The organism is Blastocatellia bacterium (assembly GCA_016713405.1).
GTDB lineage: Bacteria > Acidobacteriota > Blastocatellia > Chloracidobacteriales > JADJPF01 > JADJPF01.
Map to the genome: position 1 here is coordinate 59438 of JADJPF010000013.1, position 25780 is coordinate 85217.

The following is a 25780-nucleotide window of genomic DNA, read 5'->3' on the forward strand; positions in this document are numbered from 1 at the left end:
TATCAAAAATAACAGTTATTTTTCCTGTGTTTTTGAGCTTAAATTTTCAGTTAATTCTTTTATTATTGCTTGTACTTGTTGAGAATTTTGTCCTGTAGGATTAAGTTTTAATCCTGTTTGGTATAATTCTAAAGCTTTATCCAGAGATCCTCTTTTTTCATTAATAAAACCTAGATTAAAATATGCTGTTGATAAAATAAAACGGTTTTTAGTATTTCTTAAAACATTTTGAAATTCTAATTCTGAATTTGTTAAATCATTGTTTCTACCATAAAGTAAAGCTAATTTATAACTAAGCATAAGCGAATCAGGGCATACTTTTTTGCCTGTAAGTAGTATATCAAAGCAAGTTGGTCATCTTTTTTTAATTCTTCATTTAATCTACCTAATTCTAAATTTGTAATACAAGAATTAGGAAAACTCTTATAACAAGTTGACCAAAAATGCCAGTCACTAGCCCAAACTTGGTTTTGTTTTATAGTTATAAAACTAGAAAATGATATTAAAAGAAAAATTAGCACTAAAATTAGCGAATGTACTTGCTTAAGGCTATTTTGCTCTTTTAATAAATAATTATTTAGAGAATATAATAAAAAAGCTATTAATAAACCAAACCCTATTGTTGATAAATAAAGATATCTATCATGTACTAAATCTTCAAGCTTAAAAAATCTTATATTTAATACAGGTAATAGCGGTATTATTAGATAACTTATAGCAAGTATTACAATTTTATGTTTATAAGAAAGAAAAATGGCTAAGGCTATTAATAAAAATAAAAAAATTAAAGCAAGATAAAAACTTAAAGAGGCTTTATTTACTAAACTAAAACTATAAATCGGGCTGCTAGAAATAGGCCAAATTAGTAATTTAAGATATGTTAAAAATAATTTAGGTAAACTTAATAGTAGAACTATAAAAGAAGGTTTTTCAAGGCTAGAGAAATTTGTATCAACTGTAGCAGGTGTTATAGCTCCAAAAACCAAAATTCTTATATAAAAATAAATTATTGTAGTAATAATAAAAGGAGTAGATCTTAAAAATGTTTGGAATAATCTAGCTAATAAATTAAGTTTATTAGGAATAATAAAAAGCTCATAAACTATTAGTAATATCGGTAAAATAATAGCTGCTTCTTTGCTTAATAAAGCTAACATATAAAATAGAGAACTTGGTATTAACCACAGCAAAGAACTATTATCTAATTTAAGATAAAAAATTAAAGAAGAAAAAATAAAAATAGATGTTAAAGCATTAACATAAGAAGCAACCCAGGCAACAGACTCAGTTTGTACTGGATGAATAGCAAAACATAGGGTGGTAATTAAAGACATCCAAGAAGCTAATTCTTTATCTTGTCCAATCATTTGTAGGCTGTCTTTAATTAATTTATAAGCTAATAAAACTGCAAAAATATGGAGTATTACCGAAGTTAAATGCCATGCAAATGGGTTTAATTCTCCATATTGATAATTAAATATATAAATTAAGCCAAAAATAGGGCGATAATAAGATGAGTGAGTTTTAATATCTGATTCAAAATGTTGTTTAAAAAATCCCCAAATATCTCTATCAAAAAGACGTATTAAATTTTCTTTACTTAAATCTGATAGAGCTTTACTTGCTTCAACAATTTGATAATTATCGTCATAAACAAAGTCATAACCTAATGTATTAGCAAAACAAACTATTATTAACAAAATAGGAAAAAAAAGCTTTAATTTATTATATTTGTTTGCTATATCAGTAAAAGTCATAAACTGTTGACTTATTTAAAATTGCGCTTTTGAAAAATAGTTATTGTTGCTAATAATAGTATTGCCGTATAAATAATAGTGTATGTAGTTACTGCTAATAAATCTTTTATAGGTATTTTACCACCATGAGAAACAAAAGATATGTAGTTAAAATTACTAAAGTTAGGCAATATATAGTAGAAAAACAGTGCAATATACTTAGCTGTAACAGAAGGGATTGTTTCAGCAAAAAGCTTTAAGTCTTGGTTTAAAGATCCAATTAAATATAAAATAATAGAGAAAATAATTGCTAAAGTTGGAGATGAAAAAGAAGAGAACAATAAACTAATAGCAACTATTAAAAGTAATTCTAAATATATTAAATAACCTGCTGGAATAATAGTCCACGCTATTAGTATACCATTATCATTTATATAATTTAGCAAAGTAAAAGACAGTAAAATACCTGTAAGCATTATTGTACAGTTAAGTAGTAGAGTTAGGCTAAGGCCCAAAAATTTTCCTAAAATAAACTCACTACGACCAATTGGTTTAGCTAACATTGCATAAATAGTTCGTTTATCAATTTCTTTATAAACTAGCCCAGTACCAATAAATATAGAAATTAAACCACCAAAAAACAACATTACACTTAAACCCATACGCGGAATAATAAGGTTTTCTTGGTTTAAGGATAATTCACCAATTAATAAAGAACTAATTACTAATAATACCGCAAAAATTAGTAAATTATATAAAACTTTATCACGAACAGATTCTCGAAATGTGTTTTGTGCTATTACTAGTATTGTACTCATTAAAAGTAAACCCCCTAGCAAAATAATTTAAGATTGTGATAGCTTGAAAAACTATTAATTTAATAGGCTTAATTGGATGAAATTATGGATATGTTTTCAACTACTTTGAAATCAAAATTTAACTTAAAACGATAAGTTAAGCAAGATTTAAGCTCTTGCTTAACTTTGTATACTAAAGCTTTATTGCAAATATTGTTGGTATAAGGCCAAGACTCTTTGCCAAGCATCTTGGGATACAGTTTGGTTATAAACAGGGCGAGTATCATTAAAAAATCCATGATCTACATTTGGATAAATATGTATATCTGCCATCTTACCTAAATTCTTTAAATTTTCTGCTAATTTATTTACAGCTTCAACAGGAACAAAAGCATCTTGTTCAGCATATAAACCTAATACAGCAGCTTTAATATTTGGTAGGTCTGGTTCAAAGTTTGGGTGAATACCATAAAAAACTACACAAGCACTTACATTTTCATTTTTTGATGCAGCATAAAGAGATAATTGTCCACCCATACAAAAGCCTACTGTACCAATTTTTTTAGGTGTTACTGCTGAATGATTAAGTAAAAAATCTATTGCTGCACTAAGCTCTTTAGTTGCTTCATCAATTTTTAGGCTCATCATTAGCTTACCTGCTTGGTCTGGCGATGTAGTAGATTCGCCATGATATAAATCTGGTGCTAGAGCTACATAGCCAGCAGCAGCAAATCTATCTGCAACATCTTTAATATGAGGTACTAACCCCCACCATTCTTGTAGTACGACAACCGCAGGGCCTGGCCGCTTTCAGGTACTGCTAAATAACCTGTTGTTGATGAACCATTATAAGGAATTTGTACCATTTCTCCCATAAAATCTGCTCCTTTGTCAGGAATTAATGTCTAAACTTGTTAATTAGAAAAATGTTATAGTAGCAAAGTTGATTCTAATAAGCCATCTGCTTATTACTACTAGCTATAAATCAAATTATTAAAAGTAAATTTTTGATAATGTTGCACTAAGGAGCAAAACTTGGAGACAACAAATTTTTTCCCTATGGTAAAACGTAAGGTTTCAGATGAAATATTTTTAATGCTACAAGAAAAAATATTTTTAGGTGTATTAAAAGCAGGGGAAAAATTACCTCCAGAACGTGAACTCTCTCGTCAGCTTGGTGTGACTCGTGTGCCTTTAAGAGAAGCATTAAAACGCCTTCAAGCTATGAAATTAGTAGAAGTTGACATGGAGATGGAATTTATATTTTAGATTATCAAAGCAATGGTAGTTTTGAGTTTTTGATGTCTGTAATTCAATCAGGACTTCCACTAGAAAAAAAGCTAGTCCAATCTGTGTTAGAGTTTCGCTTAATTGTTGTGCCAGAATTATTTCGTTTAGCAGCCAAAAATGCTACTGAAGAGAGTATAAAAAAACTAGAAGTTATTGTTGAACAAGAAAAACTTTCCTGTAATGACCGGGATAAATTAATGGAACTAGATTTTGAGTTTCATACAGAAGTTGCTCGTGCTAGTGGAAATGTATTTGCACAACTTTTATATAACTCACTACGTCCAGTTTATTTAACATTATCAAAAAAATTTTTTCAAACTATCCCAGACCTTAAACAAGTTCCAATACAAGCTGAATCTGTTGTTGCTTCACTTAAGAACCGTGATGCGGATAAACTAGCTAGAGATACTCGTTATTTTTTAGAATTAGTTAATGATTTTATGCTTGCTAATTTATAGGTAAGGGATTAATAGAATAATTAATTTAGGTTGTTGGCTTTTTCTTCTAGATAGTTTCTTAAACATTTAATTAAGGAAGAAATCTGCAAACTATCTTGTTGTATTGCAGCTACTTCAATTCTTTTCCCTAAAATACTAATAAACGGAAAACCAAAAGTTGCCCCATGTCCATAAAGTTTATCACCTAAATCTATTAGAATAGCAAAATCCCCTTCAGATAAAGCTTTTTCTAATAAAACTAGATTTTCTTTTTCTGAGGATAAATACCATGGTATCAACTCTTTTAGTAAATCTTCTTTATCTTCATCAGGCATTGTTTTTGCTAGTAAATCTTGCAACGCTATTTTCCTAGTGTATTTATTTTGGATGAACAATTGTCTGCTGTGGGTTGGATTGTAGAGTAGCAAATAGGGATAGTCAAACAAATTTTATTATGTATTATATTAAAAAATATTTGTTAATTGCTTATAAATAATTAAGTTAGTTTAATATGTAGTGTATAAATTTTAACCACTACACTATATATAGTAAGTTTGAGTTAAAATTTTATTTATCTACTGCATTAACAATATTTAAGGTAAAAATATTAGATAGTTGACAAATTAATGATAATTACTTAAATAAAAAGAAAAATGGCATTGCAAAATAACTAATTTTGCAATGCCAAAAAAGATTGAGTTTAAGATTTATTTTTTTAATATTTTGGAAAAGATTGAGCCAACATCAGCATTCCAAATAGAACTATCTTTTTTCAATTTTTCTTTTGCAACTGCATTTTGAGGGTCAATACTTAGTACACTTTTATACATTTGCTCTGCTTTTGATGACATGTTGCTTTGCTCATAAATGCTAGCTAATTGAAGTCTTGGCTCAATAGCACTAGACTCTAATTCACAGCACCTAATTAATAATCCTTCAGCTTCTTTACGTGCGCCAGAACGCTTAACCAAAATCAATGAAAGTGCTAATAAATATTTAGCTGTATCTGGAGATAAATCAATAGATTGACGAAAAGCTATTTCTGCTTTACGTAAATCTCCGGTACGTAGCAGTTGTTTACCTTGAATAAATAATTGTTCTGCTTGTTCATTTTCTTGTGAATCTTTAGCACCTGTAGAAGAACGGATTTTAATACCTGCTAAAGCTTCTAATTTAGCTGTGTTTATTTTATTAGACTTGGCTGGCTGTGGTTGGTCTAACCTACATGTTTGATATTGTTGGGTTGGTTGAGCTTGTACTACAGCTTGAGCTTGCACTACAGGCTGAGCTTGTACTACAGGTTGAGCTTGGGCCTGGGCTGTTTGCAAACTGCTATAAGTTTGATCTAATGGTGAAAGCTTGCGATAAGCTCCAGATGCCCTTGGTAAAGATGCTGTTGGCGCACTAACAGGTACAGCTTTGATTGGATTTCCACTAGCATTAGCAAGCTTTACAGAGGTACGAATATCTATAGTTTCTTCTAATGGGTCTAAAACACCTGTTGCTAGAAGCACATATAGGATTCTAAGTACATCCATTTCTGGTAAACCACTACTAGAAACTAGATGAGAAACTGTTTTTGCTGTATCAATTAGAGACAAAATATAGCCTTCTTGAGGTGTAAGGCTTAATCGTTTAGTCCGATTAAAAAGGTCTGTAACAGGTAAAACATATTGTGTTAAATCTCCTATAACACTACAAATATAGTTTTCATCCTGTAAATTACGTATACCATTAGCTAAAATATCTAACGCACGTATTTGAATCTTAAATTCATGGTCTGCTGTTTTACTGCTATCAAAAGTATATTCCCCCACTTCCCAGTTAAAACAAGTTATTTCCATACTAGAAATTAAATCATACTCAGCTTTTACTAATTTTTCATGGTTAACTAAATTATAGGCTTGTAATAAAAAAGTTAATGGTTGAGTTCGATTAACATGTTGTTTTATGGATTCTAAATGTTCGCTTGCAAGTTCTCCAGTGTTAACTAAATGCTGTCCCAATTCTTCATCTGGCAAATTGCTAATACCAAAAACTAAACAACCTGACTCAAAAAATAAAGCTTTAAGAATTCTGTTTTGACGCAAACGTAATATACCACTCATTTCTGCTTCATCTATATCACGTAAAAAATCAATATAAAATTTACGATCAAATTGTCCTAACATTATTATTTATACCTCTCAATAAGTATTTAATTGTTATATCTAACTTACTCTTTAAGCTTAAGTTAAAGAGTTGTTAATTTTTCAAGAAACTATTTTCCCCTATCAATTTAATATATATTTTCCCCATAATATTTATCTTAATCTTTTGCTTTATATTTTTAGGATAAAATGTTTTAGATTTAAGTAAATTTGATAGGATATTTTAAACTCAAATATAGCTACAAATATAAACTTTATTTTCAAATAATAACAAGATAAAGTTTACTAAAAAATAGGTAAATTTATTATTATCAGCAATAATAGTTTTTTAATATATAAATTTATTATTTTATCGGTACTTTGTTTTTTTAAGGAGCAATACTTATGCAAAAAGTTCGTAAAGCCATTTTTCCTGCTGCTGGATTAGGTACTAGGTTTTTACCTGCTACTAAAGTTATTCCTAAAGAAATGCTAACTTTAGTTGATAAACCCTTGATTCAATATGGCGTTGAAGAGGCTATTAGCAGTGGAATTGAAAATATTGTTATTATAACTGGACGTGGCAAATATGCTTTAGAAGATCACTTTGATACTAGTTTTGAATTAGAACAAACTCTATTAGAACGTGGTAAAGAAGCAAATTTGGCGGAATTAAATAAACTTACTAGTTTGGCGGAATTTTCCTATGTAAGACAAAGAAAAGCTTTAGGATTAGGACATGCTGTATTAATGGGTAAAAATTTAATTGGCAATGAGCCTTTTGCCGTAATATTGCCAGATGATATTGTAGATTCTCAAGAACCTTGCTTAAAACAAATGATGGAAGTTTATGAAAAGTATCAAGCTCCTGTAATTGCAGTTACAGAAATAGAAGGGCCAAACATTTCCCGATTTGGCGTAATTGCACATGAAAAAATAACAGATCAAATCTATAAAATTACTGACATGGTAGAAAAACCACCTTTGAACAAGCACCTTCAAAACTTGCTATTATTGGTCGCTATATTTTAACTCCTGATTTGTTCCCAGTTTTAGAACAAACAGGTAAAGGAACTGGTGGGGAAATACAACTTACAGACGCTATGAGAAAGTTACTTGAAAAACGTCCATTTTATGCTTGTAAATTTAATGGTAAAAGACACGACGGAGGCGATAAATTAGGCTTTTTAATAGCCACAATAGAATTTGCTCTAAAACGCAAAGAATTTGCTAATGATCTAAAAGAATATCTAAGAACTTTAAGTCTTTAACCTAGCAAAAAAGCAGGCTCAAAATTTAGGCTTTGTAGCCTGCTAATAACTATAGTTTTTGTCTTGTTAAACTTCCTGACCCTCGTCGGCTATTTCGTAGAGCATTGGCTGCTGATTTGTCCTCAGTTTCATCTAGTGACATTGCTACTTCAGGGAATTTTTCCATTATGTTTATTGCTGCATCAAAAATCGCAGGTTGATTAATTCTGTAATATCTTAAAAGTAAAGCAATATCGCTTGCTGAGGCTGATTCAGCACGTCCAGAATGAACTCCTAACAAAAGCAAATGATTAGTAACATTAGCTCCTGCTGCTCGCATTCCTGCTAAAAGCTCATGAATGAAATTAGCTCTTAGATCTTCTGCTAAAGCCATGATAGAGTTATAAAACTTTTCGCATAAATTATTAATGCTTATTTTCATTAATATAACTTTAAGACGAGAAGGCTGTTCTACTACTTTAGCCGTCTCATCATTCCACTCTCTTAGAGCATATTTTCTTGGCCCAACTTGGATAAATAAAGATTTTTTACCATTGCGTTGTATATCGGTATAAAGTCGTCCTGCTAGAGAGGCATCAGGTGTGAGCCCTCCAACAATTAAAAGTCCGTTAGTTGTTGCGGCTGCAATGATTTCTTTGGCTGTCATTGGGCGGCGTTCTTTTCTTAAAATTTCAAGGGCTGCTTCTCTATAACTCATCACGGCTTTTTTCTCCTCTTTTACTACGAATTGGCTAGAGGGTATATTAAGCCTATAGCTATGTCAAGTAGCTTCTGAACTATTGGTTGTATCTTATTGATTATAAAGGATTTTATTGTAGTAAATATTTAATTCTTACGAAAAAGTACTAGGCGATCAATTAAACCACTACTAAATGTGGTCTGTTTTTTTATTACTCATTCTATAGGGGATTACAGTTTTTTATTGAGTAAGTAAGCTACTTGATAAGTGGACATACTACTAAATGTTGTCTTGTGCTTACTTACTCATTCTATTGTGGGTCAATTTAGATTAAATGTATTAGCATTCCAGATCTTAATTTTGGCTCAAACCAAGTTGACTTAGGAGGCATAATTTCATTAGCATCAGCAATATTCATTAAGTCATCTAAAGTAGTTGGATAAAGAGAAAATGCTACTTGAACTTTACCTGAATCAACTAGTTTTTCTAGTTCTTCAGTTCCTCTAATACCACCTACAAAGTCAATTCGTTTATCTGTACGTGGATCTTGAATATTTAGTATTGGAGCTAAAAGATTGTTTTGTAAGATACTTACATCTAAAGAATCAATTACATTTTGGCTACTTGTTTTTTCTTTTGGACTTAACCCATACCATTTTTTATTTAGGTACATGCTAAATTCACCTTTATTAACGGGGCTAGCAGGGGCGTTTTCTGTAACTACAAAATCTTTTTCTATAGCAGCTACAAAATCAGTTTCGCTATGATTATTTAAGTCTTTTACTACGCGATTATAAGGCAGTATACGTAACTGATCTGACGGAAACATTACAGCAAGAAAATAGTTGTATTCTTCTGTCCCAGTGTGGTTAGGATTTTCTGCTTTTAATGACGCTCTAGCGCGGCTAGCACTAGCAGCGCGATGATGTCCATCTGCAATATACGACAGTGGGACAGCTTCAAAAGCTTTAGCTAATTTTTCTGTATCACTAACTTTCCAAATTGTATGACTTATTGAATCTGAAGCCACAAAATCAAAGTATGGCTTAGTAGCTATTACTTCTTCAACTATTTGATTTATTTCTATTTGTCCACGATAGGTAAGAAAAACCGGCCCTGTTTGCGCTCTTAAGGTTATTATATGGCGAGTGCGATCATCTTCTTTATCTTTACGGGTTTTTTCATGCTTTTTAATTATATCGTTGTCATATTCGTCAACTGGGCAGCAGCCAACTACGCCTATTTGAGTATGTTCGCCCATTTTTAAGCGGTAAACATAAAGCATTGGGCTTTCTTCTAGTGTTAAAGGAACTTCTTGTTGTAAACGCTGAAAATTTTCTAACCCTTTTTGATAAACTTCATCACTATAAAGATCTGTGTCAACAGGTAAGTCTATTTCTGGACGAGAAACATGCAATAAACTCCAAGGATTTCCAGCAGCTAAAAGACGTGCTTCTTCACTATTGACTACATCATAAGGAACGGCTGCAACTTCTATCACCCGTTCTGTAGTAGGTTGTAAAGCTTGAAATGGACGCACCATTACCATAGATTTTTCTCCTAATTTATTTGTATTTTTTATTTTTTGGGGATTTCGAGCATTTTATGAGAAGCTTTAGCAAAAAGCTATTCTTTACGGCGTTCTTTTAGTAACTCAACAATATCGCCTAAATGACGCTCAATAGATTGTAGTGTAGCAAGCTGATTATTTGAAATATCAGTATTGGTTGTTTCTGGTAATTGAATGGCATTTCGAGATTTTAATTTTAAGGTATCACGAGCTTCAAGGATTTTATTACGAAATTCATGAGCATTAATAATACCTGTAAGATCCATATTAGCTTGACCAGCACTATTACCAGCAGTTTCAAATTTAAGAATACTTAAATGGAAATGTCTAAGAAGTGGCCCTTCAATAAAGGTTACATCTTGAATATTTTCTAATGGAATAGTTTTTTCTACTTGAAATAAAATGCCTTTTCGATAACGAAGGGTTTTATTACCTAATTGGCATTCTAATCTATCAAAATAATGACGCGCCCACCATTGACCAAGACCTAAAAACCAAATTAAAGCAAATGGTAGCCCAACAATAGTACTTGCAATAGCAAACCCAATGGTTATAACTAAATAGGGACGAATTAAAGGGTTAAACTTAGCTTGAACAGGTTGAGATTCTAATTTATTGCTTTCGGGTAAAATTTCTAGGTTATTCATAATTAATAATCAAATTTGGTAAAAGAGTTTTTAGAGTTTAGGAGGCTTAAAGCCACCTGTAAGATTTTCCATTAGTCCAGCTATTTCCAATAATCGCCAATCTTGCCAACGTCTAGCATGGATTTGCACACCAATTGGTAGCCCTAAAGGTGAAACCCCAATAGGAATTACTGCTATTGGATTAGCTAAAACTGTTGTTGGGCAATTAAATGGGGCAAAAAAATCTGTGTAAGGTATTTGCCTAGAATCTACAGGTATTTGGCTACCTGTTTTACAGTGCTTAAACGCGCTACTTGTTCCAACAGGCGTTAACCACACATCATAAGTCGTAAAAAATTCGTCTGCCGTTTGAATAAATTTATCTCTAGCTTGTAAAGCATACATTAATTTACGGTTAGAGCTATTTATTCCTTTAATTAAACTTTTAAGAAATCTAGTATTAGGGAATTTATAACGAAGCCATAATTTAGGTAAAAACTTTAGTGCTGTTATAGGAAGTGATGCAAGAATATCTGATGCTCCGCAAATTATTCCCCAAACTTCTTGAATTTGTTCTAAATCAAAGTCTTTTGGTTGTGCTTCTTCTACTTTACAACCTTCTTTTGTTAGTAGATCAAGAAACTGCTGAAATAATTTTTTAGTTTCTTGACAAACTGTACCTAATTTTAGATTGTAAGCCACTTTTAGCCCTTTTAGTGTTGTTATAGAAGGCTGATTTTTTAGCTCTACAGGAGGGACTAACCAGTTATTAGTATCTTTGTCCCAAACTATACTTATAGCAAGCTTTAAGTCTTCTATATTTCGGGTCATGGGGCCACAAGTCACCATACTGCGACCAACTTTAGGTTGGTCAGGGAAAAGCAAATGTCCAAAGTCTGATAAAGCATGCTCGGTTGGTCTAATAGTTGTAATTCCACAGCAATGAGCAGGAACACGAAGAGAGCCGCCAATGTCGCTTCCTAAACATATTGGAGTAAACCCAGATGCTAATGCTGCGGCTGAACCTCCAGAACTGCCGCCAACAATATGATCTAAGTGATAAGGGTTTGAAGTTCGACCAAATAAAGCACTGTTTGATTGCCAATCAAAAGCAAAATCAGGAGCATTTGTCTTACCCATAAGAATAGCTCCAGCTTGTTTTAACTTAGCAACTAGGGTGGCATCCTCCTTTGGCACATAGTTTTTATATAAAGGATTACTAAAACAAGTTTTTAGGTTAGCTGTAATAAAAGTGTCTTTAGCTGTAAAAGGGACTCCATGAAGTGGGCCCCAAACTTTACCTTTAGCTAAAGCTTCATCAGCTTCTTTAGCTTTTTTTCTTGCGTCTTCTTCATTTAATGTAATTACTGCATTTATCTTAGGGTTATGTTCTGCAATACGCTTAAAATGAATGTCTAAAGCTTCGCTTGAAGAAGTTTCACGCGCCAAAATAGCTTTTGCTATTTGAGTTGCAGATTTGTAATATAATTTATCCATTAAGCATACTTTCTTAAGTTTTAATTAACCCCATCCAAATCTGTCCAATCAGCAACATAACGACTAGATTTTTCAACTTTAGCAGCAGAATAAATATTATGTTCACTACGAGAAATTTTCTTTTGAGCATATAAGCCTTCTAAGAAAAATTCTGCCGCAGAAACAATTAAACTAGCATGATTTGTTTCTATAGATTTAGTAGTTCTAATTATTTGAAATAGCCCATTAATTGATTTAATAGCCAGTAGGTATTCATCATCTGTACTAGTATCAGAAGCTTTAATTGTTCCACCTAAGTTAAACCAATCAACTATTGAAGTAAAATTTGCTTTACTAAAATAGCGCATAAAGGTTTTACCCACAGCACGTTTAATTAAATCTTGAGCAATTTTACTAGCTCCAAGTTGTTCGCCTTCGTACTCTAATTCTAATTTTCCAGTAATTGTTGGTAAAGATGCGTAAACATCGCTAATACGTGGGACTATTAAATCACCTTTATTAATTAATTTTCTACGTTCAGCATTACTAACAACGCTTTCTAAAGTGCTAATAGGCAAGCGTTGACTAACACCAGAACGTTTATCAATTCGAGTGTCTTCACGGGCAACAAAAGCAATTTGTTCAACTATTTCTAAAATATAATGAGGAATTTTTATTTCATTATTACTGAATCGATTAGTCCAAGCTTCTTGAGTAGTAATAGCAATACCTTCGTCTACATTACTTGGATAATGAGTATGAATTTCTGCTCCAATACGGTCTTTTAATGGGGTAATGATTTTGCCACGAGCGGTATAATCTTCTGGATTAGCAGAAAAAACTAAGGCTATGTCTAAGGGCAGGCGAATAGGATAACCTTTAATTTGGATATCGCCTTCCTGCATTATATTAAATAACCCTACTTGAATTTTGCCTGCTAGGTCAGGAAGTTCATTTATAGCAAAAATTCCACGATTAGCACGAGGTAATAGCCCATAATGAATTGTCAGTTCATCAGAAAGTAAATAACCACTACGAGCCGCTTTTATTGGGTCAACATCCCCAATAATGTCGGCAATGGTGACATCAGGGGTTGCAAGTTTTTCAACATAGCGTCGATCGGGCGTTATAAAACTAATAGGTAAATTGTCACCTAGTTCATTTACTAAATTGCGACAAACACGACATATAGGAGCATAAGGATTATCATTAATTTCACAACCTGAAACAACAGGCAAATATTCATCTAAAAGACTTGTTAAACTACGTAAAATACGGCTTTTAGCCTGACCTCTTAAACCAAGTAAAATAAAATTATGGCGAGATAAAATAGCATTTGTTATTTGTGGTGTTACGCTATCTTCATAACCAACAACACCAGAAAAAATCCTTTCTCCCCTGGAAAGTTTATTAATTAAATTTTCTCTTAATTCAGTTTTAATTGTTCTATATAAATGTTTTTCTTTGCTATATTCGCTGTTTTTTAAGTCTTTAAGCGTGCTAGGTTGTGACATAAATTCACCTTAAGATAAATAAAATTTGTGGGATAAATAAAAAAGGCGACCCTGAATGGATCGCCTGATATTCTAACATAATAGATTTTTTTCCTTAAGCAGTAGCAGGATTATCACCCGCAACAGGAGAAATAATTGGCCGTAGAACAGATGGTTTTTGTTGTTCTGGCTTATCATCTTTATCCTTGCTAAGAGAAACAGAGCTATCATCTAAAGGTAGCCCTGCAATCACTCTACGAATTTGAATTGCATCTAAGGATTCATGCTCTAGTAAAGCTTCTGCAAGTCTTACTAAAGCATCTTTATTTTCAACAATAATTTGTTTAGCGCGGTTATATTGCTCTAGGATGATGCGTTTAACTTCTTGGTCAATTCTTATAGCAGTTTCTTCGCTATAATCTTGATGTCTGGAAATATCGCGGCCTAAAAAGATTTGCTCTTCTTTTTTACCAAAAGTTAGTGGCCCAAGTTCTGACATACCAAATTCACAAACCATCTTGCGGGCTAGTTCTGTTGCTCTTTCAATATCATTAGACGCGCCTGTTGTACTGTGATTTAAGAACACTTCCTCAGCAATACGCCCACCCATTAGAATTGCTACTTGACCTTCAATATATTCTCTAGTATGAGTGTAGCGGTCAGCTTCGGGTAGTTGTTGAGTTAAACCTAAAGCCATACCACGAGGAATAATTGTTACTTTATGAACTGGATCTGCATTAGGTACTTTTACACCTACTAATGCATGTCCTGCTTCATGATAAGCAGTGTTACGTTTTTCTTCGTTGCTGATAACGATTGAACGGCGTTCGCTTCCCATTAAAACTTTATCTTTAGCAGTTTCAAAGTCAGACATTGCAACTACTTTACGATTATAACGAGCAGCATTAAGAGCAGCTTCATTTACTAAATTAGCTAGATCAGCACCAGTAAAACCAGGTGTTCCTCGTGCAATAACAGAGACATCAACATCATCACCAAGAGGGATTTTTCTAGTATGAACAGAAAGAATTCCTTCACGTCCCTTTACATCTGGACGATTGACGACTACACGACGATCAAAGCGTCCTGGTCTAAGTAGAGCAGGATCAAGAACATCAGGACGGTTAGTAGAAGCAACTAAAATAACACCATCATTTGACTCAAACCCATCCATTTCAACTAAAAGTTGGTTAAGAGTTTGTTCTCGTTCATCATGACCACCACCAAGACCAGCACCACGATGGCGACCTACAGCATCAATTTCATCAATGAAAATAATACAAGGAGCGTTTCTTTTGCCTTGTTCAAAAAGATCTCTGACTCTGGATGCTCCAACTCCTACAAACATTTCCACAAAATCAGAACCAGAAATAGAAAAGAATGGAACATTAGCTTCGCCAGCAATGGCACGGGCTAGAAGGGTTTTACCTGTTCCAGGAGGGCCCATCATTAAAACGCCTTTAGGAATGCGTCCGCCAAGTTTTTGGAATTTTTGAGGTTCTTTTAAGAATTCAATGATTTCTTGTAATTCTTCTTTTGCTTCTTCAACACCAGCAACATCCTTAAATGTTACTCGCTTGTTTTGATTAGAAAGCAATTTGGCTCGACTTTTACCAAAAGACAATGCCTTGTTACCACCTGATTGCATTTGTCTCATCATAAAAATCCAGAAGAAAATAAGTAGTAATACAGGGGAATAAGCTAAAAACATTCCAAACCAAGCACTACTTGAAGAAGACTTAAATTTGATTACAACACTTTTATCTTTCATGCTGTTAACCAAGTCTCTTTGTACTTCTTGGTTAGGTAAGTCCATCTTAAATTTGGCTTGCTCGTTTTTGTACTCACCTATTACAGAACTTTCATCAAATGTTGCTTCTTTGATTTCACCTTTGGCGATTTTTTCATTTAATTCAGTGTAAGAGAGAATATATTCTTTTGCTCCTGTCTTACCACTGAGTACACTATATAAAACAATAGCACCGCCAATAATAAATACCCATAAGAGAATTTGTCTTACCGTGGAGTTCAATGCTTACCTACCTCCGAAAGTTACATTATTAATTAAAACTTAAATTTATAACTACTTTTAATCTTGTTACTTATTAGACCGAAAGTTACTAAGCTAGTTTATCACTTTGCTATTATGATTGCAAAGTGCCTAGTTTTTGAGTTAGCAGCAAATTTTGTTGCTAGACCCAAGCGAGGCGACCATATAATCTCATCCTCAACACTCGTTACTAACGGCCAAAATGCCCTTTGGCTTAGGGCAATACGCTTTTCTAACATTAAATCTTTTACCTTTTCCACCCCTTTATGATTAACAACTTGATAACTATCTCCTGGATGCCTAAAACGGACTTTTAGTTTATTTCCTTTTGCTTCTAAATCTACTAAAGCAAAATAATCTTTTGAAAAATTATTTATTCTATTAGGATCATCTACGTAGTTTTCATAGGAAATAGTAAAAATTTTGTTTTCAAAACTTTGGCCTAATAGTAAATCTACTGTAAATTTTTCTTGTTTTGTCACATCACTTTCATCTTTATATTTAAAAACAAGCTGGTTAAACTCTCTTAAGGCGAGTAATTTATTAGGTAACTCTATTTTCTTGCCACTTTTATTAGCTGATAGCAAGCTGTCTACGGCTGCAATATGAGTTGATGTTAGGCGTTTTAGAGAGCCTTGCAGTTGTTCTATAGCATCTCTAATTTTTTGTTGACGTAGTATGCTGGGTAAATCACTAAGCTCTTTTACGTTAAGTCTAATTTCGTTAACCTCTTTATTTTCAGCATTATTTTTATCAATAATTAAATTATTTGTCTTGTTATTTAAGAGTTCTTGCCAAGCTCTTAATTGCTCTGAAGTGCGTGCAATAGCTGATATTGCTTGAGGGTTTATCTCTAAAAGCTTAGGTAAAATCTCTAGTCTGATTTTATTACGAGTTAATTTTGTTGAAAAATTAGAAGAATCTATACAAGCCATTTGTTTTTTTTCTAACAAATATTTTTCAATCTCAGACCGACTTGTAGAAAGTAATGGACGGATTAAATTAACCGTAGGATAACTTAAGTTAGATTTAAAGTAATTAACCTTTAATATAGGTTTTATACCTGATAAACCAGATACTCCAGAGCCTCGAATTAGACGCATTAAAAATGTCTCGGCTTGATCATTTAAGTTATGTGCTGTAGCAATAATACTTGTCCCAATACTTTGAGCCGTTTTTTGCAAAAATTGATAGCGTAGCTCTCTAGCAGTAGCTTCTAAATTAGCTCCTTTAGCAATTTCTGCTACTGCTAGGCGATCTATAGTCAGTGGTAAGTTATTTTGAGCCGCAAAATTATGGACAAACTCCTCATCATTTTCTGATTCTTTGCCTCTTAATAAGTGATTTAGATGTGCTAGATGAATCTTAAATTGATTGCAATATAGTTCTTGAATTTCTTTTAAGAGCAGCACTAGTGCAACGGAATCCGGGCCACCGGATAAAGCAACTAATACTGTAGAAGTTTCATTAAACATTTTGTTATACTGAACAAATAGCCAAATTTGTTGATTAAGTAATAATTTAGACATATTAATTGTTGCTATAACTAATAGAATAATCTTTGAGTTAAAATATTAAATTAATTATTAGCCGGAGGCTATCAGCTTTTTTACACTCAGCTAATACAGGGCTGTGTTATAATAAGCCTGCCTTTTGCATACTTAGTTCTTCATAACTTTAGCCAAATAATTTATAGCATACTTAGTTCTACTCAATTGTAATGAGGAGCTTATGGCGGAAAAACAAGAAAAAAAATGGGCAACGCTTAAATTTACTGATCCAAGTGGTTCAGCAAGGAGCCTAAGTTTATACAAATCCGTTTTTACTATTGGGCGGCTTGGAGATAATGACTTACAACTAGATGACCCTTATGTCTCACGCCATCATGCAGAAATTATGTTTGATGGGGAAAATTATACTTTTAGAGATAAAGGTAGCACTTCAGGTAGCTTTGTTAATGGTAGTAAAGTTGCTGAAAAAGCTCTTAAATCAGGCGATAAGGTTAATTTAGGTAGACGTAATGGCTTAGAATTAGCTTTTGAATGGTCAGGTCAAAATACTACTACTAATCGTATTGCTGTTGAGCAACGCAAAGCAGAGGAAGAATCTACACATGTAATGAGTGTAATAGACCATCGCCAAACTCGTTATCTAAATACTTCCTTAATTCATCAACAAAAATTAAATACTGTTGCTACAGTAAGTCGCTTAAAAGCTCTTTATGAAATTACTAGTGCTATTCTTTCAATTAAAACACGAGATGAACTAGTCAATAAATTATTAGATTTAGTTTTTGAAGCTTTACCCGCTGAACGTGGCGCGATAATGTTAAGTGACGATAAAGGATTAAATGTTAGGGCTTCTAAACATCGTAACCCTACGAATAAAACAGCAGTTCAGCCTAGCACAACAATTGTTAATCGAGTTTTTAATGAAAACGTTGCTACACTAAGCGTTGATGCTCATAGTGATAGCCGTTTTGCTTCACAAAAAAGCGTAATTTTCCAAGCTATTCGCTCTGTAATGTGCGCTCCTATTAGCTCTTCTAATCATGTTTGGGGTGTTTGTTATGTAGATAACTTAAATACACAGAAGAATTTTGAAGAAGAAGAATTAGAATTTTTAATGGCAGTTGCTCGCCAAGCTGGTATGGCACTTGAAAACCTACATTTAATTGATGAGCAAAAAATTACTCTAGAAAGTTTTATTACTACTCTAGCAGCCTCAATTGATGCTAGGGATGATATGACCGCAGGACATTCGGCTAGAGTTGCTAAATATTCTCGTACTTGTGCTAAATATATGGGTCTTTCAAAGGATGAAATAAAACTTATCTATTATGCAGGCTTGTTACACGATTACGGCAAAATAGGGACTCGTGAAGCAATACTTTGTAAGCCTGGTAAACTTACGCCTGAAGAAATGGCACATATGCGTGAACATGCTTATGATACACATAAAATTCTTTCTAAAATCCACTTTACCAAAGAGTTAGCAGATATTCCTTTAATTGCTTCTAGCCATCATGAACATATGGATGGGACAGGATACCCATTTAATTTAACTTCTGAGCAAATTCCATTGGGTGGAAAAATTATTGCTGTTGCTGACTTTTTTGACGCACTCACTCATAAACGCCATTATCGAGAGCCAATGCCTATTGAAGATGTAATTAGTCTAATTGATGACCAAAGCGGAACAAAATTTGATACAGCAGTAGTAGAATCATTTAAGGAATATGTTTATAAAGAGTATATTCCTAATCAAAAGAAACGTGCAGAGATGGACAAACTTAAAGAGCGTCAAAGCCAAAAAACAGGAGCGCAAGCTAAATTAGAGGAAGAAGAAGTTTTTGTTGCTCAACATGATCATCAAATTTCTATCCCTAATAGATAGAATAGATAAAGTTTTTTTTACAACTGTATAAATAGCTGTTTTCTTGCCCAGTGATTTTTCGCTGGGCGTTTAATTTTTAAGTTGGAGTAATTTGTGTCAGAAAAAAAAATATTAGTTACAGGCGGAAGCGGTTATTTAGGTTCATATATCCGCCAATATTTTAATGCAGATGATTTGTCTAGACGTGCTGGACAAGATCTGAGCTTACTAAAAGACCTTAGTTTTATAAAAAATTATGATGTAATTATTCATATGGCTGCTTGTGTTAATAAACGAGCAGATGCAGCAGGGCAAAACTTTACGGTTAATGTAGGTGGAACAATTAAACTATTAGAAAAATTATCTGAAGGACAAACGTTTATTTTTTGTTCTACTAAAGATGTTTATGGCAGCCATATTGATAAATACAAAACAGTTCCAGAAACTTGTAGCACTGATTTTATAGGTCAAAACGCTTATGAATGGTCAAAGCTAATAGCTGAAAAATATGCTGAATATTATTGTAATAATGCTAAAGCTAGATTAGGTATTTTTCGGCTTTCTACTGTGTATGCTCCTGCTGCTGCTAGTCAAGGAAATCCTGGTGGGTTTGTTTCGTTTTTTACCCGCACAATAGCAAAAGGTGAACAACTTCAATTAAAAATGAAAGGTGAACAAATCCGAGATTTATTGCATGTAAATGATTTAGCAGAAGCTTTTAAGCTTTTTATTAATAGTAATCAACAAAGTAGTCTTTATAATATTGGTGGTGGTCTAAAAAATAGCACTACGCTTTATCAATTGACCCAAACCATAGCAAAACTAGTTAAAAAGTCGGCAAACCTAGTACTTTCAGATGAAGCAGTAAAAGAGCAAATCCATTATGTTACAGATATTAGTAAATTAAGCAGTGAACTAGGTTGGCAACCAAAAATAGATATTGAATCAGGACTAAGGACATTATTAGAAAATGTTTGAACCCGAATCTGTTAAAAAAATTTTAGTACGTGGTACAAATTGGGTAGGTGACAGCATTGTCACCCTGCCAGCACTGCGCGAGCTAAAAAGAATTTTTCCTAAAGCGGAAATTTCTTTGCTAGTAAAACCTTGGGTCGCAGGAATTTTTCAAGATCTAGAATGTATTGATGAAGTAATAACTTATGAACGAGATAAAAAAGGTGTTTGGGCAACAATTAAAGAGTTAAAAACCAAAAATTTTGATCTAGCAGTCCTGTTTCAAAATGCTTTTGAGGCTGCTGTTTTAGCTTTTGGAGCAAAAGCCAAGATAAGAGCCGGTTTTAAGACTGAAGGACGAGGATTTTTACTTACTCACCCTCTAAATTTAACTAAGGAAATTCTTTCTCTACACCAAATTTATTATTACTTACATATCATTTCGCAGTTAGAAGAGCGTCTTTTTGGTCAAAGCCAAGTAGATTTTAAAAATCTCAAGTATTCTTTACCTGTAAGCAAAGAAAGACAAACAGCTATTAAAGAAAAAGTTAGCAGTTTTGGCATAAATACCAATAAAAAATTAATAGCAATTAATCCTGGAGCTACAAATAGTCGGGCAAAACGTTGGCCTATAGAGCGTTTTGCTGCTTTAGCTGATCGTTTAGTGGTTGCTGGTAATGAAGTTGTGTTTATTGGTGCGGGTGCAGAGCTAGATATTACTGAAACTGCAATTAAAAATATGTGGGAGAAGGCAAAAATTTTAACTGGCAAGACCACACTAGCCGAAAGTATAGCTTTTTTAAGTATCTGTGACTTAGTTGTTTCTAATGATACGGGCCCAGCCTATATTTCTGCTGCTTTAGAACGTCCGACTTTAACAATCTTTGGGCCCACAGACGATAAAATGATTTGTCCTTTTGGTACAAAAGCAGAAATTTTGCGCTATAGCGTAGATTGTTCACCTTGTATGCTAAAAGATTGTCCTATTGACCACCGTTGTATGACTTCTATGAGCGTACAAATGGTTTTAAGTAGGGCATTACAAATATTAAATAATAAATTAATTTTGGAGTAAGTGCGATTTATGAAGCAAGTAGCTGTGTTTTTAGACCGAGATGGTACGGTAAGCGAAGAAGTTGGTTATGTTAATCATTTATCAAGATTTAAGTTATTTCCTTGGACAGCAGAAGCTATCAAAAAACTTAATCAAGCAGGAATAAAAGCTATTTTAGTGACTAATCAAGCTGGAGTAGCAAGAGGTTATTTTACAGAAGACCTAATTGGCAAGGTACATAATAAACTATTAGAGGAATTAGCAAAAACAGGAGCATATTTAGACGCAATTTATTATTGTCCTCATCATCCTTCAGCCGGACAACCACCTTATCGGGCTAATTGTGAATGTAGAAAGCCTAAACCAGGGCTACTTTATAAAGCTACTGATGAACATAACATAGATTTAAGTCGCTCATTTATGATTGGCGATAAATACACAGACGTTGAATTAGGGCAAAGAATAGGTGTTAAAGGTGTTATGGTTATGACTGGCTATGGAATTGGGGAATATGAGTATCAGCGACAAAACTGGCCTCAAATGCCAGATAAAATAGCAGAAAATTTATTAACTGCTGTAGATTGGATAATTAGCCAAGCAAAAACTTAGCCATAGCTTTGCTAAAATGCGTAGCCTGACTAGGCTGGTTAAGTTATACTGCTCTACTTTAAAACTTTTAATTAAATTTCTTCCCAAAAATTTTTTATGAGAATAAAGATCTTTTTCCACAATAATTGTTTTGATGGTGTTGCTTCAGCAGCAACTTTTGCTGTTTTTTATCGTGAATGTATAAATTCTGATGCAGAACAAAGTTTTGAAGGTCTTGCACATAAAGCTGGTCAAATATTTGATGAATCTAGGTTTGATGGTGATGAGAATGCAATTGTAGATTTTAAGTATAGTAGTTCTCCACAGCTAACTTGGTGGTTTGACCATCATCAAAGTGCTTTTTTAACTGATTCAGACGCAGCACATTATCGCAATGACCCGGCTGGAATAAAATCTGGTAAAAAATTTGTTGATACTAATTACCGTTCTTGTACTAAATTTATTGCTGAAACTGCTTCAAGCAAATTTGGTCTAAAATCAGATTTTTTATATGAGCTTGTTCAATGGGCTGATGTTATTGATGGTGCACTTTATCCTGATGCTAAAACTGCTGTTGAACTAGATGCCCCAGCCCTACATTTAATGCTAGTTATTGAGTCAGCACGAGATGATAAATTGCTAGCTAAAATTATACAAGATCTTCAAACTATGACACTTAGCCAAGTTGCTAGCCAAGATTATATCACTGGTATTTTTGATTACTATTATAAACGTCACTTAAATGCAATTGGTATTATCAAAGCTGCTGCTCATTCAGAAAGAAGTGCAGTGTATTTTGATGTAAGTGAACATGATATGGAAGGATATAGTAAGTTTATTCCTTATTATTTACATCCAGAAGCTCTTTATAGCATTGGCTTAAGTCTTAGCCCACAACGTTCTAAAGTGTCGGTTGGCTATAATCCTTGGGCAAAAGACACGCGCCGACATAATTTAGCCTCTATTTGTGAGCGTTATGGAGGGGGTGGACATCCTGTAGTTGGAGCAATTTCTTTTAGCCCTCAAGATTTAGATTTAGCCCGTAAAGTTGCACTAGAAATTGCTGAGGAATTACGTAGCAGCTAAATTTTATTCATTAAATACTATGTAAACTAAGTAATATAGCAATTTTGTATTCTTAACTCTTAAGCCCCAGAGGGGCAAAATAACTGTAGCCTAGGGTTTCAACCCTAGAAAATAATAGTTAAGTCTCTTTAAGCCCTATAAGGGCGACATAGTCTTTTAATGCTAAGAAAATACTATGTCGCCCCGTTGGGGCTTAAGATTAAAATATCAGAATATTTAGTTTACAGTGTATTAAATAAAAAGTTATTAAAAACATAATGTAAATGCGGGCCTAATGCCCGCAAAGCTTTTTATTAGAGCTATTTATAATAGTAATTGTTGGGAGAAAATATGAAAGTATTGGTTACTGGAGGAGCAGGATTTATTGCTTCTCATATTGTAGATGCTTATCTAACATCAGGTCATAAAGTTGTAATAGTAGATAATCTTACTACAGGACAAGAAATAAATATTAATCCTAAAGCACAGTTTTATAAATTAGATATTCGTGACCAAGAATTGCTAGAAATTATACGTAAAGAAAAAATTGAAGTTGTAAGCCATCAAGCTGCACAAGTAGATATTCGTCGCTCAGTCCTTGATCCTGTATATGATGCTAGTGTAAATATCTTAGGTAGTATTAATTTACTAGAAGCTTGTGTTAAAACAGGAGTAAAACATTTTATTTTTGCTTCAACAGGAGGTGCAATTTATGGCGAGCAAAGCTATTTTCCTGCTGATGAAACACATCCACTTAACCCAATGTCACCTTATGGAATTACTAAATTAACCTTAGAAAAATATTTATCTTACTATAGCAATACCTATAATCTTACCTATACAGCATTACGATATGGAAATGTCTATGGCCCACGTCAAAATCCAAAAGGGGAAGCCGGAGTAGTAGCAATTTTTTGTGAGCAAATGCTTGCAGGAAAAACACCTATAATAAATGGTAATGGAAAGCAAACCCGCGATTATATTTATGTTGGGGATGTGGTAAAAGCTAATTTGCTAGCTTTAGAAAACTACCAAACTGTATTTAATCAAGCTTTTAATATTGGTACAGGGATAGAAACAGATGTGATTGATATTTTTAAGACCCTACAAGATGAACTTAAAACGGATTATGAGCAAACCCATGCAGCCGCTAAAGCAGGAGAGCAACGGCGAAGTGTCTTAAATATCAACAAAGCAAAAGAAAAACTTGGTTGGCAACCAACAGTTGACCTAAAAATAGGGTTTCATAAAACAGTAAAATTTTATCAAGAAAAATTATAAGTCTCTTTTAAGTAAATAAGTTGTGTGTGGAAGTACAGCTTGAAAAATATGTTCTGGGGCTGTGTTTTTTTCGTGGGTATCAGGCGCAAAATCATAGTTAATTTTATGATAAAGATGTTGAACAAATGCTGAACAATAAAGCGAGCGGTCTTTTTGAAAAAGGTTGGGCCGTCTTCTTAACCTACGACTAGGTAAAGCTACTAGAGTTCCTAAAAGCTCTCTTAAAGAATATTTCCATTGTTGGGCAATAAGGTCTAGCCCTGCTTTAATAATGGTTTCAACTTGTTCTTGTGTTAACTTAAAGTCAAGTATTGCAAGAATTGGATAAGTTTTCTCATCAAAATATTTATCAATTCGGTTTTCCTGAACGCCAAAACGAACATTACGCCCTGCAATATCTACATCAGATTCCATCAACCATTGTTGATTATCTAAACGAGTTCCTTGTAATAAAAAGCGTGTGACCATTGGCTATCAAGCTTATTAGGATTAACTGCTCGTTGAGCGCGTTTAATACCAACATCAAAAAAATGTGATGCTCCAACCAGCCCGACTCTACCAGCTAGGGAATAAGTTTTTAAGAAATCCTGATTAGTTACATTATTTATTACTACTAACTTATTTAATTCATTCATAAATTTTTACAAATTTTTATCTAAGTATTCTTTAGCTGCGTAAATTCCAATAATGGTTTTAGCATCGCAGATTTCTCCCTTAGCAATCATATTAAGAGCTTCATTAATGGGAAAAAACTTAACTTTAGTTACTACTTCGCCAATGTCGGCTATAGCTTTTTTAGGGCTAAGGTCAAAGGCTAGAAATAAATAAACCAGTCCGTCAGATGTGCCGGGCATAACATAAAAACGTTTTACTAGCTCAAATCTTGTCGCGCTATAACCTGCTTCTTCGTTTAATTCGCGTTCTGCGGCAAGCCTTGGCAGTTCTTTAGCAATAACTTGTTTATCTTTTAGTTCTCCCTGTAAAGTACCTGTAGGAATTTCCCACATTTCAGTTTTTGCTGTATAGCGAAATTGTTCTATTAAAAGAACTTCCCGTTGTTCATTAATTGCCATTACTGCTGCTACTCCAGGATGGCGAAGTATTGAACGGGAAAAAGTTGTATTTGTTTGCTGGTCGCAGATTTGTTCTTTAGTTATAAGCCAACGTAGTTCATCTGCACGAGTTTCTTGGTAAATAATTTCTGTGTTTATCCACTTAAAGCGATTATCCATAAATTTTTTATCTATAGCCCATTGCACCTAAAAAGTCTTCTAGTCGTTGAAAACGCAGGTAAGGGTTATGTTTTTTTTCTTTTCCCATTGTAGAAGTTTTGCCGCCATAATTATGACCAGGCAAAAGTAAAGTATCATCGGGTAGTTTTTGTAGTTTAGTAGTCAAACTATAATACATTTCTTCTGGATCACTGCCAGGTAAATCTACTCGCCCACAACCATTAATAAATAACGTATCTCCAGAAATTAGCCGGTTTTCTACTAAAAAACACTGTGACCCAGGCGTATGACCAGGAGTATGTAAAAATTGTACGTCAATATTACCTAGTGAAGTTTTATCGCCGCCGGAAATTTGTACCATATCCGAGTCTGATAAGCCTAAAAGATTTTTTAGAAAAGGTGCTTCTGACTTTTGGACATAGATTTTTACAGGGTGTTTTTCTAGCAGTTCACTTAATCCTTCAATAGGAAAACCAAGCATATCTCCACCAATATGATCTGGATGAAAATGTGTAACAAATGCTTTAGTAATTTTCATATCATCAGCTTGGGCAGCTTTTAGAATTGCGTCAATATCCCAAGCTGCATCAACAACAGCAGCTTCACGGCTTTCTTTATCGCCAATTAGATAGACAAAGTTTTGCATCGGGCCTATTTCTAGCTGTTTTAGATAAATA

At 33.4% G+C, this 25780-nt stretch carries 24 protein-coding genes and 2 pseudogenes; 9 read left to right on the forward strand and 17 right to left on the reverse strand.

Features of this window, described 5'->3' with window-relative positions; all coding sequences use genetic code 11:
* Positions 1–15: 15 nt before the first annotated feature.
* From IPK14_16410 to IPK14_16425, 4 genes and pseudogenes are all read right to left on the reverse strand, one after another.
* Entirely contained in the window at positions 16–300 is a 285-nt protein-coding gene (locus IPK14_16410) for a tetratricopeptide repeat protein (protein ID MBK7994903.1), read from the reverse strand.
* The gene (locus IPK14_16415; protein MBK7994904.1) at positions 282–1757 is read right to left on the reverse strand and encodes a hypothetical protein; all 1476 of its coding nucleotides are present in this window, start codon (positions 1755–1757) and stop codon (positions 282–284) included. Before IPK14_16415 ends, IPK14_16410 begins: the two co-directional genes overlap by 19 nt.
* Positions 1758–1768: 11 nt before the next feature.
* The gene (locus tag IPK14_16420; protein MBK7994905.1) at positions 1769–2554 is read right to left on the reverse strand and encodes an ABC transporter permease subunit; all 786 of its coding nucleotides are present in this window, start codon (positions 2552–2554) and stop codon (positions 1769–1771) included.
* Positions 2555–2734: 180 nt separating this feature from the next.
* Positions 2735–3337, reverse strand: a pseudogene (locus IPK14_16425) (alpha/beta fold hydrolase).
* A 231-nt stretch (positions 3338–3568) separates the two neighbouring features.
* Between IPK14_16425 and IPK14_16430 the strand changes: the two are divergent.
* Entirely contained in the window at positions 3569–3802 is a 234-nt protein-coding gene (locus IPK14_16430; protein ID MBK7994906.1) for a FadR family transcriptional regulator, read from the forward strand.
* Positions 3803–3834: 32 nt separating this feature from the next.
* Positions 3835–4281, forward strand: a complete 447-nt coding sequence (locus IPK14_16435) for a FadR family transcriptional regulator (GenBank protein MBK7994907.1) — start codon at positions 3835–3837, stop codon at positions 4279–4281.
* A 20-nt stretch (positions 4282–4301) separates the two neighbouring features.
* Here IPK14_16435 and IPK14_16440 read toward each other — a convergent pair whose 3' ends face one another.
* Positions 4302–4619, reverse strand: coding sequence for a hypothetical protein (locus tag IPK14_16440; GenBank protein ID MBK7994908.1), 318 nt, complete (start codon positions 4617–4619; stop codon positions 4302–4304).
* 348 nt (positions 4620–4967) lie between these two features.
* Complete coding sequence (locus IPK14_16445; protein ID MBK7994909.1) at positions 4968–6431, reverse strand: hypothetical protein; 1464 nt, start codon at positions 6429–6431, stop codon at positions 4968–4970.
* Positions 6432–6794: 363 nt separating this feature from the next.
* On the opposite strand from IPK14_16445, the pseudogene galU reads away from it, so the two are divergent.
* A pseudogene (gene galU, locus IPK14_16450) lies at positions 6795–7660 on the forward strand (UTP--glucose-1-phosphate uridylyltransferase GalU).
* 49 nt (positions 7661–7709) lie between these two features.
* On the opposite strand, the gene IPK14_16455 reads toward galU, so the two are convergent.
* From IPK14_16455 to tilS, 7 genes are all read right to left on the reverse strand, one after another.
* Positions 7710–8357, reverse strand: a complete 648-nt coding sequence (locus IPK14_16455) for a winged helix-turn-helix domain-containing protein (protein ID MBK7994910.1) — start codon at positions 8355–8357, stop codon at positions 7710–7712.
* 307 nt (positions 8358–8664) lie between these two features.
* On the reverse strand, positions 8665–9888 hold the full coding sequence (locus IPK14_16460; protein ID MBK7994911.1) for a DUF1015 domain-containing protein: 1224 nt from the start codon (positions 9886–9888) through the stop codon (positions 8665–8667).
* Between the two features lie 77 nt (positions 9889–9965).
* Complete coding sequence (locus IPK14_16465) at positions 9966–10556, reverse strand: PH domain-containing protein (GenBank protein MBK7994912.1); 591 nt, start codon at positions 10554–10556, stop codon at positions 9966–9968.
* Between the two features lie 30 nt (positions 10557–10586).
* Positions 10587–12032: an amidase gene (locus tag IPK14_16470; protein MBK7994913.1), complete on the reverse strand. Its 1446-nt coding sequence runs from the start codon at positions 12030–12032 to the stop codon at positions 10587–10589.
* A 20-nt stretch (positions 12033–12052) separates the two neighbouring features.
* On the reverse strand, positions 12053–13525 hold the full coding sequence (locus tag IPK14_16475; GenBank protein MBK7994914.1) for a magnesium chelatase: 1473 nt from the start codon (positions 13523–13525) through the stop codon (positions 12053–12055).
* Positions 13526–13619: 94 nt separating this feature from the next.
* Positions 13620–15536, reverse strand: a complete 1917-nt coding sequence (gene ftsH / locus IPK14_16480; GenBank protein ID MBK7994915.1) for an ATP-dependent zinc metalloprotease FtsH — start codon at positions 15534–15536, stop codon at positions 13620–13622.
* A 101-nt stretch (positions 15537–15637) separates the two neighbouring features.
* Complete coding sequence (gene tilS / locus IPK14_16485) at positions 15638–17083, reverse strand: tRNA lysidine(34) synthetase TilS (protein MBK7994916.1); 1446 nt, start codon at positions 17081–17083, stop codon at positions 15638–15640.
* A gap of 202 nt (positions 17084–17285) precedes the next feature.
* Between tilS and IPK14_16490 the strand changes: the two genes are divergently transcribed.
* The 6 genes from IPK14_16490 to IPK14_16515 all read left to right on the forward strand — a co-directional run bounded on the left by IPK14_16490 (position 17286) and on the right by IPK14_16515 (position 23871).
* Complete coding sequence (locus IPK14_16490) at positions 17286–18950, forward strand: FHA domain-containing protein (protein MBK7994917.1); 1665 nt, start codon at positions 17286–17288, stop codon at positions 18948–18950.
* A 93-nt stretch (positions 18951–19043) separates the two neighbouring features.
* Entirely contained in the window at positions 19044–19907 is an 864-nt protein-coding gene (locus IPK14_16495) for an NAD(P)-dependent oxidoreductase (protein MBK7994918.1), read from the forward strand.
* Positions 19900–20958 carry a lipopolysaccharide heptosyltransferase II gene (waaF, locus tag IPK14_16500; GenBank protein ID MBK7994919.1) on the forward strand — a complete coding sequence of 353 codons (1059 nt, stop codon included), beginning with the start codon at positions 19900–19902 and terminating at the stop codon, positions 20956–20958. Before IPK14_16495 ends, waaF begins: the two co-directional genes overlap by 8 nt.
* Before the next feature lie 9 nt (positions 20959–20967).
* Entirely contained in the window at positions 20968–21546 is a 579-nt protein-coding gene (locus IPK14_16505; protein ID MBK7994920.1) for an HAD family hydrolase, read from the forward strand.
* 96 nt (positions 21547–21642) lie between these two features.
* Complete coding sequence (locus tag IPK14_16510; GenBank protein MBK7994921.1) at positions 21643–22611, forward strand: phosphoesterase; 969 nt, start codon at positions 21643–21645, stop codon at positions 22609–22611.
* A 330-nt stretch (positions 22612–22941) separates the two neighbouring features.
* On the forward strand, positions 22942–23871 hold the full coding sequence (locus IPK14_16515) for an NAD-dependent epimerase/dehydratase family protein (GenBank protein ID MBK7994922.1): 930 nt from the start codon (positions 22942–22944) through the stop codon (positions 23869–23871).
* Here IPK14_16515 and IPK14_16520 read toward each other — a convergent pair.
* Genes IPK14_16520 through IPK14_16535 form a run of 4 tightly spaced genes read right to left on the reverse strand, consistent with a single transcriptional unit; the run spans position 23866 to position 25749 of the window.
* Entirely contained in the window at positions 23866–24339 is a 474-nt protein-coding gene (locus IPK14_16520) for a hypothetical protein (GenBank protein ID MBK7994923.1), read from the reverse strand. The two genes, IPK14_16515 and IPK14_16520, sit on opposite strands and share 6 nt — an antisense overlap.
* The gene (locus IPK14_16525) at positions 24303–24506 is read right to left on the reverse strand and encodes a hypothetical protein (protein ID MBK7994924.1); all 204 of its coding nucleotides are present in this window, start codon (positions 24504–24506) and stop codon (positions 24303–24305) included. The genes IPK14_16520 and IPK14_16525 overlap by 37 nt, the downstream gene beginning before the upstream one ends.
* A gap of 6 nt (positions 24507–24512) precedes the next feature.
* Positions 24513–25130, reverse strand: a complete 618-nt coding sequence (locus IPK14_16530) for an NUDIX hydrolase (GenBank protein MBK7994925.1) — start codon at positions 25128–25130, stop codon at positions 24513–24515.
* On the reverse strand, positions 25111–25749 hold the full coding sequence (locus tag IPK14_16535; GenBank protein ID MBK7994926.1) for an MBL fold metallo-hydrolase: 639 nt from the start codon (positions 25747–25749) through the stop codon (positions 25111–25113). The genes IPK14_16530 and IPK14_16535 overlap by 20 nt, the downstream gene beginning before the upstream one ends.
* Positions 25750–25780: the final 31 nt, after the last annotated feature.

What these genes read in the sequence shown, in the direction of transcription:
- tilS (MBK7994916.1), bottom strand. Translation starts at nt 17,083, where the DNA reads ATGTCTAAATTATTACTTAATCAACAAATTTGGCTATTTGTTCAGTAT.
- IPK14_16410 (MBK7994903.1), bottom strand. Translation starts at nt 300, where the DNA reads ATGCTTAGTTATAAATTAGCTTTACTTTATGGTAGAAACAATGATTTA.
- IPK14_16510 (MBK7994921.1), top strand. Translation starts at nt 21,643, where the DNA reads ATGAGAATAAAGATCTTTTTCCACAATAATTGTTTTGATGGTGTTGCT.
- IPK14_16475 (MBK7994914.1), bottom strand. Translation starts at nt 13,525, where the DNA reads ATGTCACAACCTAGCACGCTTAAAGACTTAAAAAACAGCGAATATAGC.
- IPK14_16465 (MBK7994912.1), bottom strand. Translation starts at nt 10,556, where the DNA reads ATGAATAACCTAGAAATTTTACCCGAAAGCAATAAATTAGAATCTCAA.
- IPK14_16460 (MBK7994911.1), bottom strand. Translation starts at nt 9,888, where the DNA reads ATGGTAATGGTGCGTCCATTTCAAGCTTTACAACCTACTACAGAACGG.
- IPK14_16415 (MBK7994904.1), bottom strand. Translation starts at nt 1,757, where the DNA reads ATGACTTTTACTGATATAGCAAACAAATATAATAAATTAAAGCTTTTT.
- IPK14_16535 (MBK7994926.1), bottom strand. Translation starts at nt 25,749, where the DNA reads ATGCAAAACTTTGTCTATCTAATTGGCGATAAAGAAAGCCGTGAAGCT.
- IPK14_16520 (MBK7994923.1), bottom strand. Translation starts at nt 24,339, where the DNA reads ATGGTCACACGCTTTTTATTACAAGGAACTCGTTTAGATAATCAACAA.
- IPK14_16505 (MBK7994920.1), top strand. Translation starts at nt 20,968, where the DNA reads ATGAAGCAAGTAGCTGTGTTTTTAGACCGAGATGGTACGGTAAGCGAA.
- IPK14_16490 (MBK7994917.1), top strand. Translation starts at nt 17,286, where the DNA reads ATGGCGGAAAAACAAGAAAAAAAATGGGCAACGCTTAAATTTACTGAT.
- IPK14_16455 (MBK7994910.1), bottom strand. Translation starts at nt 8,357, where the DNA reads ATGAGTTATAGAGAAGCAGCCCTTGAAATTTTAAGAAAAGAACGCCGC.
- IPK14_16445 (MBK7994909.1), bottom strand. Translation starts at nt 6,431, where the DNA reads ATGTTAGGACAATTTGATCGTAAATTTTATATTGATTTTTTACGTGAT.
- IPK14_16420 (MBK7994905.1), bottom strand. Translation starts at nt 2,554, where the DNA reads ATGAGTACAATACTAGTAATAGCACAAAACACATTTCGAGAATCTGTT.
- waaF (MBK7994919.1), top strand. Translation starts at nt 19,900, where the DNA reads ATGTTTGAACCCGAATCTGTTAAAAAAATTTTAGTACGTGGTACAAAT.
- IPK14_16515 (MBK7994922.1), top strand. Translation starts at nt 22,942, where the DNA reads ATGAAAGTATTGGTTACTGGAGGAGCAGGATTTATTGCTTCTCATATT.
- IPK14_16435 (MBK7994907.1), top strand. Translation starts at nt 3,835, where the DNA reads ATGTCTGTAATTCAATCAGGACTTCCACTAGAAAAAAAGCTAGTCCAA.
- IPK14_16470 (MBK7994913.1), bottom strand. Translation starts at nt 12,032, where the DNA reads ATGGATAAATTATATTACAAATCTGCAACTCAAATAGCAAAAGCTATT.
- IPK14_16525 (MBK7994924.1), bottom strand. Translation starts at nt 24,506, where the DNA reads ATGAATGAATTAAATAAGTTAGTAGTAATAAATAATGTAACTAATCAG.